Below are 26,370 nucleotides of genomic sequence, written 5' to 3'. Positions count from 1 at the left end.
TTTCATTTGGCGTCCCCTAGGGGATTCGAACCCCTGTACTCACCGTGAAAGGGTGATGTCCTAGGCCTCTAGACGAAGGGGACAGTGAAATGCGAGGCTCTTCTGAAACCCCGGTAAAGCTGGCGTCCCCTAGGGGATTCGAACCCCTGTACTCACCGTGAAAGGGTGATGTCCTAGGCCTCTAGACGAAGGGGACAAGTAACTGTCCATACTGGCCATGCCAAACTGCAGCATTACTTCACTTGGTGGAGGTAAGCGGGATCGAACCGCTGACCTCTTGCATGCCATGCAAGCGCTCTCCCAGCTGAGCTATACCCCCCTGTGCGAAGAAGCGCGATTGTAGCCTAACAATTCCAGGGTTGCAAATCGATTTGCGGATGGGTGCGAGCGACGGGTTGTAGGGTGGGCAAAGCCCACGCGGATGGGTTGTGCGTCGTGCCTTGTAGGGCGCTTCGATGCCTTCTGCCTGCTCTGCCCTTCTTCGAGCATCCACGTCGCGCCTTGCATGGCGCTCCGATTCGTTCTGCTTGCTCTGCCCTTCTTCGATCATCCACGTCGCGCCTTGCATGGCGCTTCGATTCGGCCGGCGCGGAGCAGTGCTCCGCGAAACCCCGGCCTCATCCAAATAAAAAAGGACGCTTTCGCTCTTACCGTGGGGCCGTTGAGTTTGCCCCTCATCGACCACCCACGGCTGGCCTTGCAAGGCCAGCCGTTCTCCACGTAGCGCCCTGCAGGGCGCTACGCTTCAGCCAGCGCGGAGCAGTGCTCCGCGAAACCCTGGCCTCAGCCCCCGCGATGCGCGCAGGCGCATCGCTTTACGGGGACGCCAAATAAAAAAGGACGCTTTCGCGTCCTTTTTTATTTGGCGTCCCCTAGGGGATTCGAACCCCTGTACTCACCGTGAAAGGGTGATGTCCTAGGCCTCTAGACGAAGGGGACAATGATCTGTCCTTCCCGTTCCGCAACGCTTCACCACACCCATGTGAAACGCTGGTGGAGGTAAGCGGGATCGAACCGCTGACCTCTTGCATGCCATGCAAGCGCTCTCCCAGCTGAGCTATACCCCCCCGAACAGGCGGCGAATTATAGCAAAGGCTTTCCGCAAAACACAAATCGGGATTTGCATTTCGATTTACGCCCCACCGACAAGTTTCAATGCAGTCCGGCTGCACGACTTTGCGGCAAGCAATCCAGCGAGTTCATCAAGCCGCGCCGGCTTGACCAGGTAGTGATCGAATCCCGCCGCCTCGGCCTTGATACGGTCGGAAGGCTGGCCGTATCCGCTCAGCGCGAGCAACAGGCAATCATTACCGCCGGGCTGTGCGCGTACATGGCGCGCCAGTGCATAACCATCGATTTCAGGCAGACCAATGTCCAGGATGCAGGCTTGCGGCACGCCCTCCGACAAGCCTGCCATCGCGGCACGGGCGTCGTAGCACACCGTCACCGCGCATCCGCATCCCTGCAGCAGCGATGCCAGCGTATCGGCGGCGTCGACGTTGTCATCGACCACCATGACAGTCATACCGCCAAGTTCGCCGGTGCGACGATCCGCCGGCACAGGCTTCGGGCGGGCATCGCTGGCTTCCATCAGCGCGGGCAGCCGGACCGTGAAGCAACTTCCCTGCCCTGCCCCGGTGCTGGCCACCTCAACGCGACCGCCATGCAATTCGACCAGGTTCTTCACCAGCGCCAGGCCCAGCCCCAGGCCGCCCTGCGAGCGGTCCGGCGAGCGCTCCGCCTGGGTGAACAGTTCGAACACATGCGGCAGCAGCGGCGGCGCGATGCCGATGCCATTGTCCGCGATGGACAGCGCGACCATTCCGCCTTCATAACGGATACGCAGCGCGATGCTGCCGCCGTCGGGCGTGTACTTCGCGGCGTTGTTGAGCAGGTTGACGATGACCTGCACTACGCGGGAGTGGTCGGCGCGTATCCACGTCGGGCCCGATTCCGTTCTGACGGTCAATAGATGATGGCGCGACGCAATCAGCGAGCGCGCCTGCTCGATGGCTTCATCCACCAGTTCATGCAGGTCGCAAGTCTGTATGTCGAGTTTGATGAGTCCGCGGGTCACGCGCGACACATCAAGCAGATCGTCTACCAGGCCAGCCATGTGCGACGCCTGCCTGCCGATCATCTGCCCGATTTGCAAGACGCGCTCCCGATCGAGCTCCACCGATTTCAGCAATTCCGCTGCAGCGCTGATCGGCGCAATCGGGTTGCGCAATTCATGGGCGAGCATCGCAAGGAACTCATCCTTGCGCCGGTCCGCCTCGCGCAGCGCTTCGGCGGCGCGCTTTCTTTCGGTGACGTCGCGCACGATGGCAATGAGCACGTCCTCGCCATCGATCTCGACGATATTGGCCGAGGCTTCGACATCGATGATCGTGCCGCTCGAGGTGCGCAGTTGCCCGGGATAGTCGCGCACCATGCGCTCGCGCAGCAGTTGCGCGGCATAGGCGCGGCGCTGTTCGCCGCCGTCATCCGGCCAGATGCCGACTTCGAAGGAAGTGCGCCCGATCACGTCCTCGCGCTTCAAGCCGAGCAGGCGCTCGAATCCCGGGTTGACGTCGATGAACACGCCGTCGGACAGACGACTGAAGGCGATGTAATCCGGCGAGGCGTAGAAGATGCGGCGATAGATTTCCAGTTCATTGCGCCGATCCAGCGTCGCCAGTGTCTCCTTGCTTGGCTTTTTCATGGCAGCCTTGTCTTTGTGTTTGGTGCGCGTGACGGTTGATTGTTACCGGACGCGACCTAACTCTGCCATAAATCCGCTTATCGCGCGAATCAAACGAGATGTGATTATTGTGTCCATGCGGACAGCGGTTCCACCGCCCGCATCTGCCCTTTCCGGCGTTCAGAGATGCGCAGCAAGCCGCCCCGCCACAACATCCCGCCCAAACAACTCCACCACCGCATCAATGGACGGCGTCTGCAATTGCCCGGTCAGCAGCAGGCGCAGCGGCATCGCCAACTGCGGCATCTTCAGCTTGTGCGCGGCCAGCACTTCCTTGAGCATCGCCGACAGCGCGGCGCGGTCCCAGGCCACCGTGGCGATGCGCGCCGCATAGTCGGCCAGCGCCGGGCGCACCGCCTCTGTCAGATGCTGGGCCAGCAGCGCCGCATCCGGCTGCGGCTGGCGGTAGAACAGCATCGCCGCATCGGCCAGCTCGACGATGGTGCTGGCGCGCTCCTTCATCAGGCCAATCACCGCCTCCAGCGGCGGCGCGCCTTCGAACACCGCGCCGTCGCGCTCGAGCTGCGGTTGCGCAAGCTGCGCCAGGCGCGCATTGTCAGCGGCCTTGATGTAGTGGTTGTTCAGCCAGGCCAGCTTTTCCGGGTTGAACTGCGCCGGCGACTTGGTCAGGTGGTCCAGGTCGAACCATTTGCAGAACTGCTCGACGCTGAAGATTTCCTCATCGCCATGGCTCCAGCCCAGGCGCGCGAGGTAGTTCAGCATCGCCTCGGGCAGATAGCCCTGGGCCGGGTATTCCATCACGCTGACCGCGCCGTGGCGCTTGGACAGCTTTTCGCCGTCGGCTCCGAGGATCATCGGCACATGGCCGTAGATCGGCGGCGTCGCGCCCAGGGCTTTCAGGATGTTGATCTGGCGCGGCGTGTTGTTCACATGGTCGTCGCCGCGGATCACGTGGGTGATCTTCATGTCCCAGTCGTCGACGACGACGCAGAAGTTGTAGGTCGGCGTGCCGTCCGAGCGCGCAATGATCAGGTCGTCGAGTTCGCGGTTGCCGATCGTGATCAGGCCCTTGACCGCATCTTCCCAGGCGACGTCGCCGTCAAGCGGATTGCGGAAGCGCACCACCGGCTTCACGCCCTCGGGAATGGCTGGCAACGTCTTGCCCGGCTCGGGCCGCCAGGTGCCGTCGTAGCGCGGCTTCTGGCCGGCGGCGCGCTGGCGCTCGCGCATCGCTTCGACTTCCGCGGGCGTGCAGTAGCAGTAATAGGCGCTGCCTTCCTGCAGCATCTGCCCTATCACCTCGCGGTAACGGTCCATGCGCCGCATCTGGTAGAACGGGCCTTCGTCGTGCTCCAGGCCCAGCCACTGCATGCCGTCCAGAATCGCCTGCACCGCTTCCGGCGTGGAGCGCTCCAGGTCGGTATCTTCGATGCGCAGGATGAACACGCCGCCGAAGCGTCGGGCATAGGCCCAGGAAAACAGCGCGGTGCGGGCGCCGCCGAGGTGGAGATAGCCGGTCGGGCTGGGAGCGAAACGGGTGCGTACGGTCATGGCTTGGCGGGATGCGGCAGGAGAAAAAAGCGCCATTCTAACTTGGCAACCCTGTTCAGGCGTGGCGCAGAACAGCAGGCGAGCCCGCCGCAGCCCTCGCCCGCCGCCGCTGCTAAAATGCGCGTTTCCCTTTCCGCATCCGATTTCCTCTTCTATGAATCAGCCGCGCAAGCTCTTCGTCACCACCGCCCTGCCCTATGCCAATGGCGCCTTCCATATCGGCCACATCATGGAATACATCCAGGCCGACATCTGGGTGCGGTTCCAGCGGATGCAGGGCAACGAGGTGAATTTCGTCGGCGCCGACGATGCCCATGGCGCGCCGATCATGATCGCGGCCGAGAAAGCCGGCGTGTCGCCGCAGCAGTTCGTGGCCAATATCGCCGCCGGCCGCAAGCAGTATCTCGACGGCTTCCACATCGCCTTCGACAACTGGCATTCCACCGACGGCCCGGAAAACCATGAGCTGTCGAGGGAGATCTACCGCCGCCTGCGCGATGACGCGCAGCTGATCTCGGTGAAGACCATCGAGCAGTTCTTCGATCCGGTGAAGTCCATGTTCCTGCCGGACCGCTACATCAAGGGCGAGTGCCCGCGCTGCCATGCGAAGGACCAGTATGGCGATTCCTGCGAAGTCTGCGGCGCGGTGTATGCGGCCACCGAGCTGATCAACCCGTATTCGACGCTGACCGGCGCCACGCCGGTGATGAAGTCGTCCGAGCATTTCTTCTTCCGCCTGTCCGATCCGCGCTGCGTGGACTTCCTGCGCGAATGGGCGCTGGACGGCAAGCGGCTGCAGCCGGAGGTGGCGAACAAGGCTCGCGAATGGCTGGAAGGCGACAACGGCCTCGGAGACTGGGACATCTCGCGCGACGCGCCGTATTTCGGCATCGAGATTCCGGATGCGCCGGGCAAGTACTTCTATGTCTGGCTGGATGCGCCGATCGGCTATCTCGCCTCGCTGAAGAATTATTTCAACAAGACCGGCCGCGACTTCGACGCCTTCATGGCCGATCCGGCGACTGAGCAATACCATTTCATCGGCAAGGACATCACCTATTTCCACACGCTGTTCTGGCCGGCGATGCTGAAGTTCTCGGGTTTCCGCGCGCCGGACAATGTTTTCGTGCACGGCTTCATCACGGTGTCCGGCGAGAAAATGTCGAAGTCGCGCGGCACCGGCATCTCGCCGCTGCGCTACCTGGAAATCGGCATGAACCCGGAATGGCTGCGCTATTACATCGCGGCCAAGCTGTCGGCCAAGGTCGAGGACGTGGACTTCAACCCGGAAGACTTCATCGCCCGGGTCAACAGCGACCTGATCGGCAAGTATGTGAATATCGCCAGCCGCGCCGCCGGCTTCATTACCAAGCGTTTCGAAGGCCGCATCAGCGCGGAATGGAACAAGGCTCCGGAACCGGTGCTCGAGCGCCTGCGCGCCGCCGGCCCGGAAATCCGCGAGCTGTATGAAGCGCGCGAGTACGGCAAGGCGCTGCGCGCGGTGATGGAGCTGGCCGACGCGGTCAATGCCTATGTCGATGCGAACAAGCCGTGGGAATTGGCGAAGAATCCGGAAAATGGCCAGAAGCTGCAGGAAGTCTGCAGCCTGCTGATGGAAGCCTTCCGCATTCTCACCATCTATCTGAAGCCAGTGCTGCCGCAACTGGCGACCCAGGTCGAAGCGCTGCTCAACATCGCGCCGCTGCAGTGGAGCGATGTCGGCCAGCCGCTCGCCGCCGGCCACCGCATCAATCCGTATGCGCACCTGATGACCCGGGTCGAGCCGAAAATGCTGGATGCGCTGTTCGAGCCGCCGGCCGCTCCTTCCGCTCCTGCCGCTGCCGCCAAGGAAGCCGCATCCACCGACATCGAAGCGCTGGCACCGCAGATCACCATCGACGACTTCGCCAAGGTCGACCTGCGCATCGCCCGCATCGTCAATTGCGAAACTGTCGAGGGCTCGGACAAGCTGCTGCGCCTGACGCTGGATGTCGGCGAAGGCCGGCATCGCAACGTGTTTTCCGGCATCAAGTCGGCCTACAAGCCGGAAGACCTGGTCGGCAAGCTGACGGTGCTGGTGGCCAACCTGGCGCCGCGCAAGATGAAGTTCGGCGTATCCGAAGGCATGGTGCTGGCTGCGTCGGCCGCCGATGAAAAGGCCAATCCCGGCATCTACATCCTCAATCCCTGGCCCGGCGCTGAACCGGGCATGCGCATCCGCTGATACGCCATGGACCCGGTGCTGCGCGAAGCGACGCTGGACGATGCGCCACTGCTCGCCGAACTGACCCGCGCCGCCTGGCGCGATACGGTGGCGGTGACCTCCAGCGGCCACCGCGAAACCGCATTGCAGGCAGCCGCGCACCTGCAGCGCGGCGGCGCCTTCATCCTGCTGATCGACGACATGCCGGCGGGCTCGGTGCGCTGGCTGCCGCAGGAAGGCGATGCCGATGTCTGGGAAATCATGCGCATGGGCGTGCTGCCGCGGTTTCGCGGCCATCATCTGTCGCAGCATTTGCTGGAAGCGGTGGTGCATCATGCGCAGGCCTGCGGCGTGGATGAACTCAGGCTCGCCGTGCGCGCCGACGCTTCACGCCTGCTCGACCTCTATGCCGCCTACGGCTTCGAACTGGCGCCAGAACTGGATTATGCGCACGCCAATCCGCTCGAGCCGACGCCGATGGTGATGCGCTGCCGGCTGCGGCGCTGAGCGCGCGACGCATTCGTAGGGTGGGCGCAGCCCACGCGTGCGCTCGATCATCGCGTGTATTCGATCACCGCGTGGGCTGCGCCCACCCTACAAACCCCTTCACCAATTCGTCTTCGGATCCGGCGACGCCGACGTTCCGGTCACACGGCCGGTGCCGCGGTCGAAATGCACATTGAACAATTGCGGCTTCTGCGTGGCGTCGAGATAGCGCCAATCCCAGACCTCCTCGTTCTTCAGCGCGAACTCGGCCACGGTGCGCGGCTTGCCGAGCAGGCGGCGCACTTCTTCCTTCGTCATGCCGGGACGCACGCGCGCGAAGTTTTCCGGCGTCAATGCCTGGCGCCAGTCGACGAGCTTGCCCTGGCTGTCGATCGTGAACATCCAGGTGCGATAGCCTTCGGGTCCGCGCGGATATTCCAGCACGCGGCTGCCATCGTTTTCTTCCCAAACGCTTTCCGGCTGGCCCATCACGGTGCGCACATCCATTTCGGTGGACTGACCGCGCGTCAGCTTGTCCAGGCCGAATTCCTGGATCGGCCGGCCTTCGCGATCGCAGCCGAAGCACAGTAAGCCGCCGAGCAGCGCGAGCAAGGCAAAAAGCCCAGTTTTCATGTATTCCTCCCAAAGATGTTTTACCCGCAAAATGCGGCCCGGAGCCTGCATGGAGACAGGGTAGAATAGCGCCTGCTTTTGTTTCCCACTTTGCATACAACCATGAGCGCGACCAAGAAGACCACCGGTTACCAGTCCGAGTTCACCCAGTTTTTGAACGAATTCAAGGAACATCATCCGACCACCGAAGCAGAGCAGCGCGCCGGCCGTGCCCGCCTGTGGGACCAGGCTCCGGTCGACCTCGATACCCAGGAACGACTGAAAGCTTCCCGCGTCAAGCAGAATTCCTACGTCTACCAGAACCACTGAAGACACGAGCGAGAGCGCTGTGAGCAGCACCCTGGAAGAGCTTCCCGTCGCGATTGCCGATACCGCCTTGCCGGAAGATGCGGCCGCGCCGCTGGCGAAGCTGTACGGCGAGCCGCTGCTGAAGCTGCCCAACGATCTGTACATTCCGCCGGATGCGCTCGAGATCATTCTCGAAAGCTTCGAAGGACCGCTCGATCTGCTGCTGTACCTGATTCGCAAGCAGAACTTCAACATCCTGGATATCCCGATGGCGCAGGTCACGCAACAGTACCTGGGCTATGTCGAGCAGATCCGCGAGCGCAACCTGGAGCTCGCCGCGGAATACCTGCTGATGGCGGCCATGCTCATCGAGATCAAGTCGCGCATGCTGTTGCCGGTGAAGTCCGCCGACACCGGCGAGGAAGCGGCGGATCCGCGCGCGGAGCTGGTGCGGCGGCTGCTGGAATACGAGCAGATGAAGCTGGCCGCGCACGGCATCGACGCGCTGCCGCAAATCGGCCGCGACACCGTCGTTCCCAGCGTGCATATCGAAAAGAGCGTGGCGCTCCGGCTGCCGGATGTGGATTTGAACGATCTGCAGGCGGCCTGGGCGAATGTGCTGCGCCGGGCGCGCCTGGTCGCGCATCACACCATCACCCGCGAGGAACTGTCGGTGCGCGAGCACATGACCGGCATCCTGCGCCGGCTGCAGAGCAGCCGCTTCGTCGAGTTTGCTGACCTGTTCGACCCGTCGCGCGGCGTGCCGGTGGCGGTGGTGAACTTCGTTGCCATGCTCGAACTGGCGAAGGAAACCCTGATCGAAATCACACAGGCCGAAGCCTTCGCGCCGATCTACGTGCGCCTGTCCTATACGCCGAACTGACCTACCCTTTCCGCCTTCGCCGTCGCGGCGACCAGTCCAAAGAGCCTTCATGAAAATCATTTCTTCCATCGATGAATTGCGCGACCAACTGCGCGGCCAATTGCGCACCGCGTTCGTTCCCACCATGGGCAATCTGCATGAAGGCCATTTATCGCTGATGCGGCTGGCGCGCCGGCATGGCGATCCGGTCGTGGCTTCGATTTTCGTGAATCGCTTGCAATTCGGTCCGAACGAGGATTTCGACAAATATCCGCGCACTTTCCACGCCGACGTCGAAAAACTGGAAAAGGAAGGCGTGTACGTGCTGTTCGCGCCGACCGAGAAGGACATGTACCCGGAGCCGCAGCAATACCGGGTGCAGCCGCCGGACGACCTCGGCAACATCCTCGAAGGCGAATTCCGCCCCGGCTTCTTCACCGGCGTCACTACCGTGGTGCTGAAGCTGTTTTCCTGCGTGCAGCCGCGCGTGGCGGTGTTCGGCAAGAAGGATTACCAGCAATTGATGATCGTGCGGAACATGGCACGGCAATTCGCGCTGCCGACCGAGATCATCGCCGCCGATACCTGGCGCGCCGAGGATGGGCTGGCGCTGTCCTCGCGCAATTCCTACCTGTCGCCCGAGGAAAGGGCTGAGGCGCCGACGCTGTACCGGCTGCTGAATGAAGTGGCGGAACAGGTGCGTCAACAGGGCCAGCAGCCGGATGTGTTCACGCTGGAGCGCGAAGCGATGGCCCGCCTGGCGGCGCGTGGCTGGAAGCCGGACTACATTGCGATTCGCAAGCGCGCCGACCTGCAGCCGCCCTCGGCCGGCGACCTGGCGCAAGGCGCACCGCTGGTGGTGCTCGCGGCGGCAAAGCTTGGCATCACGCGCCTGATCGATAATCTCGACATCTGATCCCGCCATCTGCCACATGGCCCGCGCTGTCCTATGCCGCGGGCCGCTGAAAGCCGCTCCTGCCGCATCTCTTTCTCCCTTCCGCCTGTTCCGCCCTACGCACGGATTGCCTGTGCGCCTTCCCGCAACCGTCTCTCAGCCATACCGGCTCTTTTTGCAGCGTCGAAATAAAGTCTCACCGAATCAATTGCTTGAACACCGGCGCACAGGCTTATCAACAAGCTTGACCACAGAAATTGTGGAAAAGCCGGTTGGATTTGCTGTGCATGGGAAGTGGGAAGAAATTGCAACAAGTCTTCTCCGCGCAGGCGAAGATTTGATCCATCCGTAAATTCTTCAGGAAAACAGGCGCTTAGCCGGGAACTCACAAGCTTGTCCACATGCTTGTGCACGGTTTCTGTGGATAATTTCGCTCAGCTCTGCAGTGTGCGAATGCAATTGCCTATTGGACAAAGCTGCCGATAGGAAATTTTTAATCGTCTTTAAAATCAGTCACTTGGAAGAGTCTTCCCGAGCTTATCAACATACTTACTCACATTTTGTGTGGATAAGATTCGGAACTTTTCTTACGTTGGCGCAACGCGCCTTTCTGTCGAGTCCCAATAAAAAACGCCGGCGAGTTGCCGGCGTTTTCCACCCCTGAAAGATCGGGATCAGGCAGGGATCTTCTCGAAGCGCAGTTCCCCGTTGCGAGCCTCTATCTGGATCGTATCCTTCGGCCCGAAGCGGCCTTCGAGGATGGCTTTCGACAGCGGATTTTCGATCTCCTGCTGGATCGCCCGCTTCAACGGCCGCGCGCCATACACCGGATCGAATCCCGCCTCGGCGATCTTCTGCAACGCCGCTTCGTTGATTCGCAAATGCATGTCCATCTTCGCCAGCCGGCTTTCCAGCGTGGCCAGCTGGATTTTCGCGATCGCGCCGATATTCTTCTCGTCCAGCGCATGGAATACCACGATCTCGTCGATGCGGTTGATGAACTCCGGCCGGAAGTGGTTGCGCACTTCGGCCATCACCGCCAGCTTCACCAGTTGCGGATCGCTGTCCTCCATCGACTGGATCTTGTGCGAGCCGAGGTTCGAGGTCATCACGATCACGGTGTTCTTGAAGTCCACCGTGCGACCCTGGCCATCGGTCATGCGGCCGTCGTCCAGCACCTGCAGCAGCACATTGAACACATCCGGATGCGCCTTCTCGATCTCGTCGAGCAGGATCACGCTGTAAGGCTTGCGCCGCACCGCCTCGGTCAGATAGCCGCCTTCCTCGTAGCCGACATAGCCCGGCGGCGCGCCGATCAGCCTGGCCACCGAATGCTTCTCCATGAATTCGCTCATGTCGATGCGGATCAGCGCTTCCTCGGTATCGAACAGGAAGGAAGCCAGCGCCTTGCACAGCTCGGTCTTGCCCACGCCGGTGGGGCCAAGGAACATGAAGGAACCATACGGCCGGTTCGGATCGGCAAGACCTGCGCGCGAGCGCCGGATCGCATCCGATACCGCGACGATGGCTTCATGCTGGCCGACCACGCGCCGGTGCAGATCGTCTTCCATGTGGATCAGCTTGTCGCGTTCGCCCTGCATCATCTTCGACACCGGGATGCCGGTCGCGCGTGACACCACTTCGGCGATTTCCTCGGCGCCGACCTGGGTGCGCACCAGCTTCGGCTTGGCTTCCGCAGCTTCGCTGGCATCAGCCTGCTTCAGCTGATTTTCCAGCTCCGGCAGCCGGCCGTACTGCAGCTCGGAGACCTTCTGCCAGTCGCTCTTGCGCTTGGCTTCCTCGATCTGCAGGCGCACCTTCTCGAGTTCCTCGCGGATATGCTTGCTGCCCTGCACTTCGGCCTTCTCCGCCTTCCAGATTTCCTCGAGGTCGGCATACTCGCGCTCCAGCCGGCTGATCTCTTCCTCGATCAGCGCAAAGCGCTTCTGCGATGCCTCATCGGTTTCCTTGCGCACCGCTTCGCGCTCGATCTTCAGCTGGATCAGGCGGCGGTCCAGACGGTCCATCACTTCCGGCTTGGAATCGATCTCGATCTTGATCTTCGAGGCGGCCTCGTCGATCAGATCGATCGCCTTGTCCGGCAGGAAGCGGTCGGTGATATAGCGGTGCGACAGCTCGGCCGCGGCAACGATGGCCGGGTCGGTGATCTCGACGCCGTGGTGCACTTCATAGCGCTCCTGCAGGCCGCGCAGGATCGCGATGGTCGCTTCCACGCTCGGCTCGTCGACCAGGATCTTTTGGAAGCGGCGCTCGAGCGCGGCATCCTTCTCGATGTACTTGCGATATTCATCCAGCGTGGTCGCGCCTATGCAATGCAGCTCGCCGCGCGCCAGCGCCGGTTTGAGCATGTTGCCGGCATCGATCGCGCCTTCGGCCTTGCCGGCGCCGACCATGGTGTGCAGCTCGTCGATGAAGACGATGGTTTGTCCCTCGTCCTGCGTCAGTTCCTTGAGCACCGACTTCAGCCGCTCCTCGAATTCGCCGCGGTATTTCGCGCCGGCGAGCAGAGAGGCCATGTCCAGCGACAACACGCGCTTGCCCTTCAGGCTGTCCGGCACTTCGCCGTTGACGATGCGCTGCGCCAGGCCTTCGACGATCGCGGTCTTGCCCACGCCGGGCTCGCCGATCAGGACCGGATTGTTCTTGCTGCGTCGCTGCAGGACCTGGATCGCGCGGCGGATTTCATCATCGCGGCCGATCACGGGATCGAGCTTGCCATTGCGCGCGCGCTCGGTCAGGTCCAGCGTGTATTTCTTCAGCGCTTCGCGCTGGCCTTCGGCATCCTGGGAATTCACATTGCCGCCGCCGCGCACCGCGGTGATTGCCGCTTCGAGCGCATTGCGCGCCAGGCCGTTTTCGCGGGCAGCGCGGCCGGCTTCGGATTTGTCCTCGGTCAGCGCCAGCAGCACCATTTCGCTGGCGATGAACTGGTCGTTGTGCTTCTGCGCTTCGCGGTCCGCCAGGTTCAGCAGCGCCTGCAGCTCGCGGCCGACCTGCACTTCGCCGCCGGTGCCGGACACCTTGGGCAAGCGCTGCAACGCGCTCTTCAGGGAATTGGTCAGGCCGCCGATGTTCACGCCAGCGCGCTGCAGCAGCGAGCGCGTGCTGCCTTCCTCCTGGTTCAGGAGCGCGGTCAGCAGATGCACCGGGTCGATGTATTGATTGTCATTGCCCACCGCCAGGCTTTGGGCGTCGGCGAGGGCTTCCTGCAGTTTGGTTGTGAGTTTGTCGAGTCGCATCGGAATGCTCCAAATATTTCGTCTGACCGTGAGATTTGGGTGGATGCCTGCTTTTCAAGCATGCTTTCGAGGCCGGCGATGCGAAAGACTGTAGCGGCCGCGGCGTGGCGGCGACCGCATCCAGATCAAAAAAGGACGCGTCCGCCCGCGTGGCGGGGAGTGCGAATCGGGCGGAAAAGATCAGGAAGCCAGCGCGCGCTGCGTGGCGAAGCCGGCGATGCAGAAGCCGATCGAGCCGATCAGGTGCATGCCGATATGCATCAGCGCCCAGCCGAATTGTCCGCGCTGCAGCAACGCCATCGATTCGGCCGAGAAAGTGGAAAAGGTGGTGAGGCCGCCGAGAAAGCCGGTGATGGCGAACAGGCGCCAGGCGATAGGCAAGCCGGAGTGGCTCTGGAAGAAAGCGACCGCGATGCCGATCAGATAGCCGCCGAGCAGGTTAGCCGCCAGCGTGCCCCAAGGCACCATGTGCCGCGCCGAATTCAGCCACAGGCCCAGTCCCCAGCGCAGCCAGGCGCCGAGGGCCGCGCCGACGCCGACCGCGACCCAGCTCATGCGTCCGCCCCGGCGTTCTGCCATTTCTTCAACGCCGCATCGTCCGAGACGCGGGCATCGACCCAGCGCGCGCCTTCGGGCGTCTGTTCCTTTTTCCAGAACGGCGCTTCGGTCTTCAGGTAGTCCATGATGAATTCGCAGGAGGCAAAGGCTTCACCGCGGTGGGCCGACAGCGTGGCAACCAGCACGATCTGCTCCTGCGGTCGCATCGGTCCGATGCGATGAATCACCAGCGCATCGACGAGATTCCAGCGCGCCTTTGCGCGCGCGACGATGTCCTCCAGCGAGCGCTCGGTCATGCCGGGATAATGCTCGAGCTCCATCTCGGCCACGGTCGAGCCTTCGTTGATGTCGCGCACCGTGCCGATGAACATCGCCACCGCGCCAACCTCGGGATGACCGGCGCGCAGCGCGGCCACTTCGCGGCCCGCGTCGAAATCTTCGGATTGGACTTTCACCGGCATCGAAATCTCCTTGTTCTCGTAGGTTGGGCTGACGCAGGAAGCCCAACATGCTCGCGGGCCGCAGACGTCCGATGTTGGGCTTGGCAGCCCAACCTACATCGTGTTCAACCGCCGGTCACCGGCGGAAAGAACGCCACCTCGTCGCCATCGGCAAGCAGCGCTTCCTCGCCCGCCATCGCCTGGTTCTTCGCCATGCGCAACGAGCGTCCCGGCGCCAGCGCCTCGCTCCATGCATCACTGCGCTCGCGCAGATGCGCGCGCAGCTGACCGACGGTCGCAATGCCTTCCGGCAGCTCCAGGGTCTCGGCCGAAGCGCCCAGGGCTTCGCGCACGCTGGCGAAAAAACGCAGCTGTATCTTCATGTCGGGTAAAGCATCTGGTTGAACGGGATGAAGCGCAGCATGTCGCCCCTGGCAATCGGCTGGCCCGGCGCCACGTCGATGAGGCCATCGGCCCAGACGGTGGAAGTCAGCACGCCCGAACCCTGGTTGGTGAACAGGTCCAGGCCGCCTTCGGCATTGACGCGTACCCGCAGGAATTCATTGCGCCGATCGGGCTTGGCCCAGTCGAAGTCGGCACGCAGCAGGAAGGATTGCGGCTCGGCACTGGCAGCTCCCGCCAGCTTCAGCACGAAGGGCCGCACGAACAGCAGGAAGGTGACGAAGCTCGACACCGGATTGCCGGGCAGCCCGAGGAAGAAGGCGGCGTCTTCATCGCCCTGCCCGCGGCGCACTTCGCCGAAGGCCAACGGCTTACCCGGCTTGACCGCGATCTGCCACATGTTCAGCCGCCCTTCGGCCTCTACCGCCGGCCGGATATGGTCTTCCTCGCCGACCGAGACGCCGCCCGAAGTGATGATCAGGTCATGCTCGCGCGCGGCAGCGCGCAGCGTGTCGCGCGTGGCGGCGAGCGTATCGGGCACGATGCCGTAATCGGTGATCTCGCAGCCGAGGTTTTCCAGCAGGCCGCGCAGCGTGTAGCGGTTCGAGTTGTAGATCGCGCCGGGCTTGAGCGGCTCGCCCGGCATCGCGAGTTCATCGCCGGTGAAGAAGACCGCCACGCGCGGCCGGCGCAGCACCGGCAGTTCGGCCAGGCCGACCGACGCCGCCAGGCCCAGTTCCTGCGCGCGCAGGCGGGTGCCGGCGGGCAGGATCACGCTGCCGGCTTCGATATCCTCGCCGCGCAAACGGATCCAGTCGCCGGACTGCGGCGCATGTTTGATGCGCACCCGGTCGCCGCCCTCGCCGGTGACGAGTTCGCATTGCTCCTGCATCACCACCGCATCCGCGCCCGGCGGAATCAGCGCGCCGGTGAAGATGCGCGCGGCGCTGCCCGGCGTGAGTTCGGCGCCGACATGGCCGGCCGGGATGCGCTGGGCAATCGGCAGCAAGGCATCGCCGCTGGCGCAATCGGCGGCGCGCACCGCGTAGCCATCCATCTGGGTATTGTCGGCGGGCGGCACGTCGAGCAGCGAGCGCTGGTCAGCGGCCAGCACCCGGCCGTTCGCCGCCAGCGTCGAAATGGTTTCGGTCGCCGTGATCGGCCGCACCGCGCCCATCAGGAAATCGAGCGCCTGCCGCACGGTGAGCATCGCTTGCTTGTTCATGGCGTTTTACAGTCCGGTATGTTCGAGGATGTAATCCTTGACCCTGGCGGCGTCCGCGGGCATGACCACGAAACGCTGCGGCAGGGCTTCGATGTTTTCGAAGCCGGCCGGACGGTCGGCATCGCGGCCCAGGGCTTCCTGGATGGTTTCATTGAACTTCGCCGGCAGCGCGGTCTCGAGCACGATCATCGGCACACCTGCGGTCGCATATTCACGCGCCACCTTCACGCCATCGGCGGTATGGGTGTCGATCAGCAGGCCGCGCTTGGCATGCACATCGCGGATGGTCGCGAGCCGGTCCTGGTGGATGGACTTGCCGGAAGCAAAGCCGTACTGCGCGACCTTGGCAAATTCATCGCCATCGCTGCCCGGTCCGCCGGACAGATCGAAGCCGCCATGCGTTTCCACCTTCCTGAACAGCGCTGCGACGCGCGCGCTGTCATGGCCGACCAGATCGAAGATGAAGCGCTCGAAGTTGGACGCCTTGCTGATATCCATGCTCGGGCTGGTGGTGTGATAGGTCTCGGCCGACTTGCGCACCCGGTACACGCCGGTGCGGAAGAACTCGTCGAGCACGTCGTTCTCGTTGGTCGCGACGATCAGCTTATCGATCGGCAAGCCCATCATGCGCGCGATGTGGCCGGCGCAGATATTGCCGAAGTTGCCGGACGGGACCGTGAACGACACCTTCTGCTCGTTCGATCGGGTTGCCAGCAGATAGCCGCGGAAGTAATACACGACCTGCGCCACCACGCGCGCCCAGTTGATCGAATTGACCGTGCCGATCTTTTGCCGCGCCTTGTATGCATGATCGTTGGACACCGCCTTGACGATGTCCTGGCAATCATCGAACACGCCTTCAACGGCGATGTTGTAGATGTTCTCGTCCTGCAGGCTGAACATCTGCGCGGTCTGGAACGCGCTCATCTTGCGATGCGGCGACAGCATGAATACGCGTATGCCCTTCTTGCCGCGCATTGCATATTCGGCAGCGCTGCCGGTGTCGCCCGAAGTCGCGCCGAGGATGTTCAGCTCCTCGTTGCGCTTGGCCAGCGTGTACTCGAACAAATTGCCGAGCAGCTGCATCGCCATGTCCTTGAACGCCAGCGTCGGTCCGTTGGACAAGGCCTGCAGCAGGATGGTCGCGCCATTCTTCTCTTCCAGCGGCAGCAGCGGCGTGATCAGATTCGGGTCTTCCCCTTCGCGGGCATTGCGATAGACCTCGGCGGTGTAGGTCTTCGCCGTCAATGCGCGCAAATCGGCTTCGGGAATATCGGTAGCGAACTTGCGCAGGATTTCAAAGGCCAGCTCGGCATAGGACAGCTTGCGCCAGGCATCGAGCTCGGCGCTGGACACCTGCGGATATTCCTGCGGCAGATACAGGCCGCCGTCCGGCGCCAGGCCGGCCAGCAGGATTTCGGAAAAGCTCTGGGCTGCGGCATGGCCGCGGGTCGAGATGTAGTGCATGGGGACGGGGCTGGGCGACGGGATGCGGAATTATAGGATGAACAAGGGCGCGGCATCGGCCGCGCCCGTTGTAAGGATGGAAGGCCGGAAGCTTTACGCCAGGCTTTCCATGCGGATGCGGTTGATCTTGCCGGAAACGGTGGTCATGGCCTCGATGCGAGCGATTGCGGCATCGACCTGCTTTTCCTGGCAGCGATGGGTGAGCAGGATCACATCGGTGTCGCTCTCGCCTTCGCCCGGCTCCTTCTGCAACATCGCATCGATCGAGATAGACGCGTCGGCCAGGATGCGGGTGATGTCGGCCAGCACGCCGAGCTGGTCGGCCACGCGGATGCGCAGGTAGTAGCTGGAAGTAATTTCTGCCATCGGCAGCACCGGGATATCGGCCATTGCATCCGGCTGGAAGGCCAGATATGGCACGCGGTGGTTCGGGTCGGCGGTGGCCAGGCGGGCAATGTCCACCAGGTCGGCGATCACGGCCGAAGCGGTCGGCTCGGCGCCGGCGCCCTTGCCGTAATACAGCGTCGCGCCCACCGCATCGCCCTGCACCAGCACCGCGTTCATCGCGCCTTCAACGTTGGCGATCAGGCGCTTGGCCGGGATCAGCGTCGGATGCACGCGCAGCTCGATGCCGGCGTCGGTGCGGCGCGCAATACCCAGGAGCTTGATGCGATAGCCCAGCTGCTCGGCGTAGCGGATGTCGACGGCGTTGAGCTTCGTGATGCCTTCGACGTAGGCGCGGTCGAACTGCACCGGGATGCCGAAAGCGATCGCCGACATCAACGTAGCCTTGTGCGCGGCGTCGATGCCTTCGATGTCGAAGGTCGGATCGGCTTCGGCATAGCCCAGCGCCTGGGCTTCCTTGAGCACGGTGCCGAAGTCCAGGCCCTTTTCGCGCATCTCGGACAGGATGAAGTTGGTGGTGCCGTTGATGATGCCGGCGACCCACTGGATGCGGTTGGCCGACAGGCCTTCGCGCAGCGCCTTGATGATCGGGATGCCGCCGGCGACCGCGGCCTCGAAGGCCACCATCACGCCCTTTTCCTGCGCGGCGCGGAAGATCTCGGTGCCATGAATCGCCAGCAGCGCCTTGTTCGCGGTGACGACATGCTTGCCGTTGGCAATGGCCTTCATCACCAGGTCCTTCGCAATGCCGTAGCCGCCAATGAGCTCGACCACGATATCGATGTCGGGATGATTCACCACCGTGTTCGCATCGCTGACGACTTCGCACTGCCCGCCCGTCATTTCGGTCGCGCGCGCGGTGTTCAGGTCGGCCACCATCACGATCTCGATGCCGCGGCCCGCGCGACGGCGGATCTCTTCCTGATTGCGCTTCAATACGTCGAAGGTGCCGCCGCCGACGGTGCCTATGCCTAACAAGCCTACTTTGATGGGTTTCATGCGGTTTCTCGTGATGGTGATGCCAGGGATGATGATGCTCGGCTCCCGCGCGCGGCGGGAGCTTGGCTCAGACGCCGTGCCGGCGGCGATAGCCGTCGAGGAAACGGGCGATGCGGCCGATGGATTCGGTCAGGTCGTCGGTGTTGGGCAGGAACACGACGCGGAAATGGCCGGTGTCGGTGCAGTTGAAACCGGTGCCCTGCACGATCAGCACCCGTTCCTCGGCCAGCAATTCATACGCGAACTGCTGATCGTCGGCGATCGGGTACATGCGCGCATCGAGCTTCGGGAACATGTACAGCGCGGCCTTCGGCTTGACGCAGGTCACGCCCGGAATCTCGGTCAGCATCCGGTGCGCGAGGTCGCGCTGGCGCGTGAGCCGGCCGTTCGGGCCAACCAGCTCATCGATGCTCTGATAGCCGCCAAGCGCGGTCTGGATCGCGAACTGCCCGGGAACGTTGGCGCACAGCCGCATCGACGCCAGCATGTTCAGGCCTTCGATGTAATCCTTGGCATGGCGCTTTTCACCGGAGACCACCATCCAGCCGGCGCGGTAGCCGCAGGAACGATAGTTCTTCGACAGGCCGTTCATCGTGATGAACAGCACGTCGTCGGCCAGCGAGGCCAGCGAGGTATGCGTGGCGCCGTCGTACAGCACCTTGTCGTAGATCTCGTCAGCGAACACGATCAGCTGGTGCTGACGCGCGACTTCGACGATTTCCTTCAGCAGCTCCACCGGATACAGCGCGCCGGTCGGATTGTTCGGATTGATGACGACAATGGCGCGGGTATTGGAATTGATCTTCTTCTTGATGTCGTCGATGTCGGGCAGCCAGCCGGCGCCTTCGTCGCAGACATAGTGCACCGGCTTGCCGCCGGACAGGCTCACCGCCGCGGTCCACAGCGGATAATCCGGCGCCGGCACCAGCACCTCATCGCCGCTGTTGAGCAGCGCGTTCATGCTCATGACAATCAATTCGGAAGCGCCATTGCCGAGATAGATGTCGTCGATGGTGACGCCGGCGATGTTCTTCTGCTGGGTGTAATGCATCACCGCCTTGCGCGGCGCGAACAGACCCTTGGAATCGGTATAGCCCGAGGCGTTGGACATGTTGCGGATCATGTCCTGCACAATCTCATCCGGCGCATCGAAGCCGAAGGCGGCGAGGTTGCCGATGTTGAGCTTGATGATCTTGTGACCATCCTCTTCCATCTGCCGCGCCTTCTCGAGCACGGGTCCACGGATGTCGTAACAGACGTCAGCGAGCTTGTTGGATTTCTGTATCGGTCGCACGGGGTGCATTCCCTTGAAGTCGCGGCGCTGGGCGTGGAATGCTGCGCCGCCGAAAAGCGTCCATTTTGCCGAAACCCTCCCGGTTAATCAATCAATTGCGCCGGAGCGCCTGGCAAAAGCCGTTACAATGCCCGTTTTCCTTTTGACCACCGACGCCGCCTTACGGGCCACGTTTCCACGTCATGAAGCTACACGCCACCTCCACCCAGCAATATCAAACCGTCACCGGCTACGACGACAGCGGTGTAGAGATCAATGCAACCCATTACGGCTACAGCCTGGTCGTCATGCCCGAGGTCGCGCCGGTTGCCTGGCCGGTCACCTCCTTCGATGCGCTGACAAAGGAAGATTTCGCGCAGATCGAAGCGGCCGAGCCGGATGTAGTCATCCTTGGCACCGGCGCGCGCCAGCGCTTCATCCACCCGAAGCTCGTCGCCGGCCTGGCCGCGCGCCGCGTCGGCGTCGAGACGATGGATAACCAGGCGGCCTGCCGCACCTACAACATCCTCATGGCCGAAGGCCGCAAGGTCGCGCTGGCGCTGATTCTGGACACCGCGCGCCCATGAAGGAATTGCACCGTCAGAAAACCCTGGTCTGGATACTGCTCATCGCCTTTCTCGCCGCCTGGATGTGGTCGCTCGGCGCGCGCACCCTGGTGCCCACAGATGAAGGCCGCTACGCCGAGATGGCGCGCGAAATGGTCGCCACCGGCGACTGGATCACCACCCGCTTGAACGGCATCAAGTATTTCGAAAAACCGCCGCTGCAGATCTGGGCCACCGCGCTCGCTTACGAACTTTTCGGCCTGGGTGAATGGCAGGCGCGGTTGTGGACCGGGCTGTGCGGTCTCTTCGGCATCGCGCTCGTGGCCGAGGCCGGCCGCAGGATGTGGAACGGCAGCGTCGGCTTCGTCGCGGCCGTGGTGCTGGGCTCCTCCTTCTTCTGGATCGGCCTGGGCCATGTGAACACGTTGGACATGGGACTGTCGGCGATGATGACGCTGTCGCTGGCCAGCCTGTTGATCGCGCAGCGCGACGAAGCCCGGCCGCAGGAACGGCGCAACTGGATGCTGGCCTGCTGGGCCGGCATGGCGCTTGCGGTGCTGTCCAAGGGTTTGATCGGCATTGTGCTGCCCGGCGCGGTGCTGGTGCTGTACACCGTCATCGCCCGCGACTGGAGCATCTGGCGCCGGCTGCATCTCGTGCCCGGCCTGATCCTGTTCTTTGCAATCACCACGCCCTGGTTCGTGCTGGTTTCCTTGCGCAATCCGGAATTCGCCTGGTTCTTCTTTGTGCACGAGCATTTTCAGCGTTTCACCAGCAAGGTTCACGGCCGCTTCCAGCCCTGGCATTACTTCATTCCCATCCTGCTGGTCGGCATCCTGCCCTGGCTGGCCGTGATGGCGCAGAGCCTGTGGGGCGCGCGGCGCGAGGCCGGCGCGCGCTTCCAGCCGAAAATCATGCTGTCGGTATGGACCATCTTCCTGTTCGTGTTCTTCAGCATCTCGGATTCCAAGCTACCGTCCTACATCCTGCCGATCTTCCCGTCGCTGGCCCTGCTCATTGCGCTGCACCTGCATCGCGCAGGCCGCGGCGCGGTCGCCGCCTGCGCCTGGCTGATGGCTGCCTTTGGCGCCGCCGGCGTGGTGCTGTGGCCGAAGGTGGCCGCGCTTGCGCACAATGACTACGAAGCGCCGCTGTACCTGTCCTATAGCCATGCGGTCGGCGCGGCCTGCGCGGCCATGCTGATCGGCAGCCTCGCGGCGATCTGGCTTGCGCGCCGCAACTGGCAGTCCGGCATGCTGGCGCTGGCCATCGGCAGCTTTGTCTGCAGCATGTTTCTGCTGGTGGGCCATCAGCCGCTGGGCCGGCATGCCGCTGGTCTCGAACACCTGGACGCGATCCGGGCCGAACTTACGCCCGACACGCCGCTGTACATCGTTGGCCGCTACGAGCAGGTGCTGCCCTTCTACCTGCAGCGCACCATGACGATGGTGCAGCATGCTGACGAGCTGGCATTCGGCCTGCAGCAGCAGCCCGAGCTGTGGATACCGACGCGCGCCGAGTTCGCGCAGAAGTGGACCGCGATGCATGACGCGGGCAAGAAAGCCGTCGCCATCCTGAGCCTGGACGCCTATGACGAATTCCGTCGCGCCGGCCTGCCGATGCGTGTCGTCGCGCAAGATCCGCGCCGTGTGATCGTGGCCGACCTGCCGGCTTCCGGAAAGGCTGGCTCATGAGCTTATCCACCTTCGGTTTCATCTTCACCGGCATCCTGCTCAACGCGCTGGCGCAGCTGCTGCTCAAGGCCGGCACCAATGCGGTCGGCGCGATACACCTGACGGCAGAGAACTGGCTGCGCATCGGTTTTCAGCTGGCCACGCAATTGCCGATCATTGGCGGCCTGTCCTGCTACGTGATTTCGGTGGCGGTGTGGATCATCGGCCTGTCGCGCGTCGATGTCACCATCGCCTATCCGCTGCTGTCGCTGGGCTATATCGTCAATGCCATCGGCGCCTGGTACTTCCTCGGCGAAGCGGTGTCGGCGCAGCGCATCCTTGCCATCGGCATCATCATCGTCGGCGTGGCGCTGCTGACCCGCAGTTGAGCGTCTTGAGCGCCTTCCCTACCCACCCCAAAGAATTCGACCAGCCATGACTACAGCTTTCCTGCCCTTTGCCAAGCCCGTGATCGACGAAGACACCATCCGCGCCGTCGGCGAGGTGCTGCGCTCGGGCTGGATCACCACGGGCCCCAAGGTAGCGGCTTTCGAGGCGCAGCTTTCCGAATACCTGGGCGGGCGCATCGTGCGCACCTTCAATTCCGGCACCTGCACGCTGGAGATCGGCCTGCGCATCGCTGGCGTTGGTCCCGGCGATGAAGTCATCACCACGCCGATTTCCTGGGTCGCCACGGCCAACGTGATCCTGGAAGTCGGCGCCACGCCGGTGTTCGCCGACATCGACCCCGTCACCCGCAACATTGATCTCGACAAACTCGAAGCGGCGATCACGCCCCGTACCCGCGCGATCATCCCGGTGTATCTCGCCGGCCTGCCGGTGGACATGGACCGGCTCTACGACATCGCCCGCCGCCACAATCTGCGCGTGATCGAAGACGCGGCGCAGGCGCTCGGCTCGACCTGGGGCGGGCAGCGCATCGGCAGCTTCGGCGACCTGGTGTCCTTCAGCTTCCAGGCCAACAAGAACATCACCAGCTCCGAAGGTGGCTGCCTGGTGCTCAACAATGCCGACGAAGCGAAGCTGGCGGAGAAATACCGGCTGCAGGGCGTGACCCGCAGCGGCATGGACGGCCTGGAAGTCGATGTCCTGGGCGGCAAGTTCAACATGACCGATGTCGCCGCCGCCATCGGCCTGGGCCAGTTCGCGCATATCGACCGCGTCACGGCGCGCCGCAAGGAACTGGCGCGGCTGTATTTCGACACCTTCGGCTCCGATTTCGAGGCGCGCTTTGGCGCACAGCTGCCGCCGGCGAATTTCGAGGACAGCAACTGGCACATGTTCCAACTGGTGCTGCCCGAGACCATCACCCGCGCCGACTTCATGACGCAAATGATGGAGCGCAAGATCGGCATCGGCTACCACTATCCGTGCATCCACCTCCTGAAGCTGTACCGCGAGCGCGGCTTCCATGAAGGCATGTTCCCGATCGCCGAGCGCGTCGGCCAGCGCATCGTGTCGCTGCCGATGTTCGCTACCATGACCGATGAGGACGTGGAGCGCGTAGTCGGCGCGGTAGAATCCGTGCTTTCCTGATTCCTGCCTTCCTCAATTCCGCTTGATCGATGAATCCTGAAATTTCCGTCGTCATTCCCGTCTATAACGAAGAGGCGGGCCTGGCCAAGCTGTTTGCGCGCCTGTATCCGGCGCTGGATGCGCTTGGCGCGTCGTATGAAATCGTGTTCGTCAACGATGGCAGCCGCGATGCGTCGGCGGCAATCCTGGCCGATCAGTACCGGCTGCGCCCGGACGTGACCCGTGTCGTGCTGTTCAACGGCAATTACGGCCAGCACATGGCGATCATGGCCGGCTTCGAAGCCACGCGCGGCAGCATCGTCATTACCCTGGACGCCGACCTGCAGAATCCGCCGGAGGAAATCGGCAAGCTGGTCGAGAAGATGCGCGAGGGTTACGACTATGTCGGCTCGATCCGCAGAAAGCGCCAGGATTCGGCATGGCGCACCTATGCGTCGCGCCTGATGAATCGCGTTCGTGAACGCATTACCCGTATCAAGATGACCGACCAGGGCAACATGCTCCGGGCTTACGGCCGCAACGTGATCGACCTGATCAACCAGTGCAAGGAAATCAATACCTTCGTGCCGGCGCTGGCCTACACCTTCGCGCGCCGCCCGACCGAAGTCATCGTCGAGCACGAAGAGCGCTCGGCCGGCGAATCGAAGTATTCGCTGTACAGCCTGATCCGGCTGAACTTCGACCTCGTCACCGGCTTTTCGCTGGTGCCGCTGCAATTCTTCTCGATGCTGGGCATCGGTTTGTCCTTTGTGTCAGCGGCACTGTTCTTCCTGCTGCTGGTGCGGCGCTTCCTTCTTGGCGCCGAAGTCCAGGGCGTGTTCACGCTGTTTGCGATTGCCTTCTTCCTGATGGGCGTGATCCTGTTCGGTATCGGCCTGGTTGGCGAATACGTAGGCCGCATCTATCAGCAGGTGCGCGGCCGACCGCGCTATGTGGTGCAGGCGGTGCTCGAGGGCGAGACGCCGCTGTACCGGCGCAGGAGCGATACGCCGCTGCACAGCGTGCAGGAAGCCGCCGGAGGTCAGTCATGAAGCGCGCGGTGGTCTTTGCCTATCACAATGTCGGCGTGCGCTGCCTGAAGGTGCTGGCCGCGCGCGGCATCGACGTCGCGCTGGTGGTCACGCACCAGGACAATCCGGCCGAGACGATCTGGTTCGAGTCGGTCGCCGCGCTGTGCGAGGAAAGCGGCATCCCCTTCATCACTCCGGCCGATCCCTCGGCGCCCGAGGTGATGGCGCAGGTGGCAGCAGCCCGGCCGGACTTCATTTTCAGCTTCTACTACCGTCATATGCTGCCTGTGACCCTGCTGGAGATGGCGCCGCGCGGCGCCTATAACCTGCATGGCTCGCTGCTGCCGAAATACCGCGGCCGCGTGCCGGTGAACTGGGCCGTGCTGCATGGCGAGACCGAGACCGGCGCGACGCTGCATGAGATGACGGCCAAGCCCGATGCCGGCGCCATCATCGGCCAGACCATGGTGCCCATCCTGCCCGACGACACCGCATTTGAAGTCTTCGGCAAGCTGACCGTGGCCGCCGAGCAGACGCTGTGGAGCGCCCTGCCCGGCCTGATCGATGGCACCGCGCCGCGCATGCCGAACGAGCTGGCCAAAGGCAGCTATTTCGGCGGACGCAAGCCCGAGGATGGCCGCATAGACTGGAGCCAGCCGGCGCAGGCGGTGTACAACCTGCATCGCGCGGTTGCGCCGCCGTATCCGGGCGCATGGACCGTCGTCAATGGCCGCACCGTGGTCATCGGCCGAGCGCGTCTGGCCAGGGGCCGTTTTGATGCGGCGCCGGGCCTGTCGCTGATCGATGGTCAGCTTTACGGCGTTTGCGGCGATGGCGGCGCGCTGCGAATCAGCGAGCTGCTCGAGAACGGCCAGGCGCTGGATGCGGCGCAGCTCGCGCAATTGCTGGCGGCGGCATGATGCCGACGCTGGTACTGAAAATTGATGTCGATACCTACCGCGGCACCCGCGAAGGCGTGCCGGCCCTGGCGCGCATGCTGGCGGAACATGGTGCCGGCGCCAGTTTCCTGTTCTCGCTGGGGCCGGATCACACCGGCCGCGCGATGCGGCGCGCGCTGCGCCCGGGCTTCTTCAGCAAGGTATCGCGCACGTCCGTCGTCGAGCACTACGGCATCAAGACGCTGATGTACGGCGTGCTGCTGCCCGGCCCCGACATCGGCCGCGCCGCGGCAAATGAATTGCGTGCGGTGCGCGACGCCGGCTTCGAATGCGGCATCCACACCTGGGACCATGTGGCCTGGCAGGACCATGTCCGCAAACGCGACAGCGCCTGGACCGCGCGTATGATGCAGCAGTCCTACCAGCGTTTCGCCGAAGTCTTCGATGTGGCGCCACGCACCCATGGCGCGGCCGGCTGGCAGATGAATGCGCATGCGTTTCGTCAGCTCGATGCCTTCGGCTTCGCCTATGCATCGGATGGCCGTGCCGCGCTCAATGAAGATGGCAGCCTGGCAGAACCGGGCATCGGTCCGCATCGCTTGTCCGTCGATGGGCAAGCGCTGTCGTGCATACAGATGCCGACTACCTTGCCCACGCTGGATGAATTGCTCGGACGCACGATCAACGGCGAAACCATCACCACGAGCAACATTGCCTCCTTCCTGCTGCGCTTGACCGAAAAACCGCGTGACCATATCTATACGCTGCATGCGGAACTTGAAGGACAGAAACTTGCCCCCATCTTCCAGCAGTTGCTGCAGGGCTGGAAGGCGCAAGGCTATCGCCTGGCGTCGATGGCGGATTACCATGCGCAGATCGCTGACGCTGAATTGCCGCTGCGGCCGATGCGCTGGGGCGAGTTGCCGGGACGTTCGGGCGAGCTGATTCTCGATTGAACGCTGCGCCGCGGTCGCTTGTCCATTGCCGTATCCGTACCCGCCAGACATGCGCCCC

24 protein-coding genes and 5 tRNA genes are annotated in these 26,370 nt (G+C 63.2%); 12 read left to right on the top strand and 17 right to left on the bottom strand.

Features of this window, described 5'->3' with window-relative positions:
• Nucleotides 1-7 precede the first annotated feature (7 nt).
• The 7 genes from JJB74_RS19675 to gltX all read right to left on the bottom strand — a co-directional run bounded on the left by JJB74_RS19675 (nt 8) and on the right by gltX (nt 4,291).
• A tRNA-Glu gene (locus JJB74_RS19675) sits at nt 8-83 on the bottom strand.
• A gap of 37 nt (nt 84-120) precedes the next feature.
• Nucleotides 121-196: transfer RNA gene (locus JJB74_RS19670), tRNA-Glu, on the bottom strand.
• Nucleotides 197-243: 47 nt separating this feature from the next.
• A tRNA-Ala gene (locus tag JJB74_RS19665) sits at nt 244-319 on the bottom strand.
• A gap of 544 nt (nt 320-863) precedes the next feature.
• Nucleotides 864-939: transfer RNA gene (locus JJB74_RS19660), tRNA-Glu, on the bottom strand.
• A 52-nt stretch (nt 940-991) separates the two neighbouring features.
• Nucleotides 992-1,067 (bottom strand) — tRNA-Ala (locus JJB74_RS19655).
• Between the two features lie 65 nt (nt 1,068-1,132).
• Nucleotides 1,133-2,704, bottom strand: a complete 1,572-nt coding sequence (locus tag JJB74_RS19650) for an ATP-binding protein (protein WP_200594683.1) — start codon at nt 2,702-2,704, stop codon at nt 1,133-1,135.
• A 159-nt stretch (nt 2,705-2,863) separates the two neighbouring features.
• Nucleotides 2,864-4,291 (bottom strand): glutamate--tRNA ligase, encoded by a 1,428-nt coding sequence (gene gltX, locus JJB74_RS19645; protein ID WP_407672386.1) that lies wholly within the window; start codon nt 4,289-4,291, stop codon nt 2,864-2,866.
• A gap of 118 nt (nt 4,292-4,409) precedes the next feature.
• Between gltX and metG the strand changes: the two genes are divergently transcribed.
• Nucleotides 4,410-6,479 carry a methionine--tRNA ligase gene (gene metG / locus JJB74_RS19640; RefSeq protein WP_200594679.1) on the top strand — a complete coding sequence of 690 codons (2,070 nt, stop codon included), beginning with the start codon at nt 4,410-4,412 and terminating at the stop codon, nt 6,477-6,479.
• A gap of 6 nt (nt 6,480-6,485) precedes the next feature.
• Nucleotides 6,486-6,965, top strand: a complete 480-nt coding sequence (locus tag JJB74_RS19635; RefSeq protein WP_200594677.1) for a GNAT family N-acetyltransferase — start codon at nt 6,486-6,488, stop codon at nt 6,963-6,965.
• 99 nt (nt 6,966-7,064) lie between these two features.
• Here JJB74_RS19635 and JJB74_RS19630 read toward each other — a convergent pair whose 3' ends face one another.
• Entirely contained in the window at nt 7,065-7,577 is a 513-nt protein-coding gene (locus JJB74_RS19630; protein ID WP_200594675.1) for an outer membrane protein assembly factor BamE, read from the bottom strand.
• A 102-nt stretch (nt 7,578-7,679) separates the two neighbouring features.
• Between JJB74_RS19630 and JJB74_RS19625 the strand changes: the two genes are divergently transcribed.
• From JJB74_RS19625 to panC, 3 genes are read left to right on the top strand one after another with little or no spacing between them, the layout of a single operon-like run.
• Complete coding sequence (locus JJB74_RS19625; protein ID WP_200594673.1) at nt 7,680-7,886, top strand: DUF3460 family protein; 207 nt, start codon at nt 7,680-7,682, stop codon at nt 7,884-7,886.
• A 52-nt stretch (nt 7,887-7,938) separates the two neighbouring features.
• Entirely contained in the window at nt 7,939-8,748 is an 810-nt protein-coding gene (locus JJB74_RS19620; RefSeq protein WP_407672393.1) for a segregation and condensation protein A, read from the top strand.
• A 49-nt stretch (nt 8,749-8,797) separates the two neighbouring features.
• Nucleotides 8,798-9,643 carry a pantoate--beta-alanine ligase gene (gene panC / locus JJB74_RS19615; RefSeq protein ID WP_200594670.1) on the top strand — a complete coding sequence of 282 codons (846 nt, stop codon included), beginning with the start codon at nt 8,798-8,800 and terminating at the stop codon, nt 9,641-9,643.
• Nucleotides 9,644-9,738: 95 nt separating this feature from the next.
• On the opposite strand, the gene JJB74_RS19610 is transcribed toward panC, so the two are convergent.
• From JJB74_RS19610 to JJB74_RS19570, 9 genes are all read right to left on the bottom strand, one after another.
• Nucleotides 9,739-10,023, bottom strand: coding sequence for a hypothetical protein (locus JJB74_RS19610; protein WP_200594668.1), 285 nt, complete (start codon nt 10,021-10,023; stop codon nt 9,739-9,741).
• Nucleotides 10,024-10,296: 273 nt separating this feature from the next.
• Complete coding sequence (gene clpB / locus JJB74_RS19605; protein WP_200594666.1) at nt 10,297-12,882, bottom strand: ATP-dependent chaperone ClpB; 2,586 nt, start codon at nt 12,880-12,882, stop codon at nt 10,297-10,299.
• Nucleotides 12,883-13,062: 180 nt separating this feature from the next.
• Entirely contained in the window at nt 13,063-13,437 is a 375-nt protein-coding gene (crcB, locus tag JJB74_RS19600) for a fluoride efflux transporter CrcB (RefSeq protein ID WP_200594664.1), read from the bottom strand.
• On the bottom strand, nt 13,434-13,901 hold the full coding sequence (locus JJB74_RS19595; protein WP_200594662.1) for a molybdenum cofactor biosynthesis protein MoaE: 468 nt from the start codon (nt 13,899-13,901) through the stop codon (nt 13,434-13,436). Before JJB74_RS19595 ends, crcB begins: the two co-directional genes overlap by 4 nt.
• 104 nt (nt 13,902-14,005) lie before the next feature.
• Nucleotides 14,006-14,263, bottom strand: a complete 258-nt coding sequence (gene moaD, locus JJB74_RS19590; RefSeq protein WP_200594660.1) for a molybdopterin converting factor subunit 1 — start codon at nt 14,261-14,263, stop codon at nt 14,006-14,008.
• The gene (locus JJB74_RS19585) at nt 14,260-15,492 is read right to left on the bottom strand and encodes a molybdopterin molybdotransferase MoeA (RefSeq protein WP_200595006.1); all 1,233 of its coding nucleotides are present in this window, start codon (nt 15,490-15,492) and stop codon (nt 14,260-14,262) included. The genes moaD and JJB74_RS19585 overlap by 4 nt, the downstream gene beginning before the upstream one ends.
• 21 nt (nt 15,493-15,513) lie before the next feature.
• On the bottom strand, nt 15,514-16,974 hold the full coding sequence (thrC, locus tag JJB74_RS19580) for a threonine synthase (RefSeq protein WP_200594658.1): 1,461 nt from the start codon (nt 16,972-16,974) through the stop codon (nt 15,514-15,516).
• A 93-nt stretch (nt 16,975-17,067) separates the two neighbouring features.
• Nucleotides 17,068-18,378, bottom strand: coding sequence for a homoserine dehydrogenase (locus JJB74_RS19575; RefSeq protein WP_200594657.1), 1,311 nt, complete (start codon nt 18,376-18,378; stop codon nt 17,068-17,070).
• A gap of 67 nt (nt 18,379-18,445) precedes the next feature.
• On the bottom strand, nt 18,446-19,672 hold the full coding sequence (locus tag JJB74_RS19570; RefSeq protein WP_200594655.1) for a pyridoxal phosphate-dependent aminotransferase: 1,227 nt from the start codon (nt 19,670-19,672) through the stop codon (nt 18,446-18,448).
• A gap of 182 nt (nt 19,673-19,854) precedes the next feature.
• On the opposite strand from JJB74_RS19570, the gene JJB74_RS19565 reads away from it, so the two are divergent.
• Genes JJB74_RS19565 through JJB74_RS19535 form a run of 7 tightly spaced genes read left to right on the top strand, consistent with a single transcriptional unit; the run spans nt 19,855 to nt 26,312 of the window.
• Entirely contained in the window at nt 19,855-20,238 is a 384-nt protein-coding gene (locus JJB74_RS19565; RefSeq protein ID WP_200594653.1) for an Mth938-like domain-containing protein, read from the top strand.
• Complete coding sequence (locus tag JJB74_RS19560; RefSeq protein WP_200594651.1) at nt 20,235-21,911, top strand: glycosyltransferase family 39 protein; 1,677 nt, start codon at nt 20,235-20,237, stop codon at nt 21,909-21,911. Before JJB74_RS19565 ends, JJB74_RS19560 begins: the two co-directional genes overlap by 4 nt.
• A complete protein-coding gene (locus tag JJB74_RS19555; RefSeq protein WP_200594649.1) occupies nt 21,908-22,279 on the top strand; it encodes an EamA family transporter in 372 nt (123 codons plus the stop codon). Before JJB74_RS19560 ends, JJB74_RS19555 begins: the two co-directional genes overlap by 4 nt.
• A 46-nt stretch (nt 22,280-22,325) precedes the next feature.
• Nucleotides 22,326-23,447, top strand: a complete 1,122-nt coding sequence (locus tag JJB74_RS19550; RefSeq protein ID WP_200594646.1) for a DegT/DnrJ/EryC1/StrS family aminotransferase — start codon at nt 22,326-22,328, stop codon at nt 23,445-23,447.
• A 29-nt stretch (nt 23,448-23,476) separates the two neighbouring features.
• Nucleotides 23,477-24,478 carry a glycosyltransferase gene (locus JJB74_RS19545; protein ID WP_200594645.1) on the top strand — a complete coding sequence of 334 codons (1,002 nt, stop codon included), beginning with the start codon at nt 23,477-23,479 and terminating at the stop codon, nt 24,476-24,478.
• On the top strand, nt 24,475-25,377 hold the full coding sequence (locus JJB74_RS19540; RefSeq protein ID WP_200594643.1) for a formyltransferase: 903 nt from the start codon (nt 24,475-24,477) through the stop codon (nt 25,375-25,377). The genes JJB74_RS19545 and JJB74_RS19540 overlap by 4 nt, the downstream gene beginning before the upstream one ends.
• Nucleotides 25,377-26,312: a polysaccharide deacetylase family protein gene (locus tag JJB74_RS19535; protein WP_200595004.1), complete on the top strand. Its 936-nt coding sequence runs from the start codon at nt 25,377-25,379 to the stop codon at nt 26,310-26,312. The genes JJB74_RS19540 and JJB74_RS19535 overlap by 1 nt, the downstream gene beginning before the upstream one ends.
• Nucleotides 26,313-26,370 lie beyond the last annotated feature (58 nt).

The organism is Noviherbaspirillum pedocola (genome assembly GCF_016632335.1).
GTDB classification, from domain to species: domain Bacteria; phylum Pseudomonadota; class Gammaproteobacteria; order Burkholderiales; family Burkholderiaceae_D; genus Noviherbaspirillum_A; species Noviherbaspirillum_A pedocola.
Note: the sequence above shows the minus strand (reverse complement) of the source record. Positions and strands in the feature narration are given on the sequence as shown.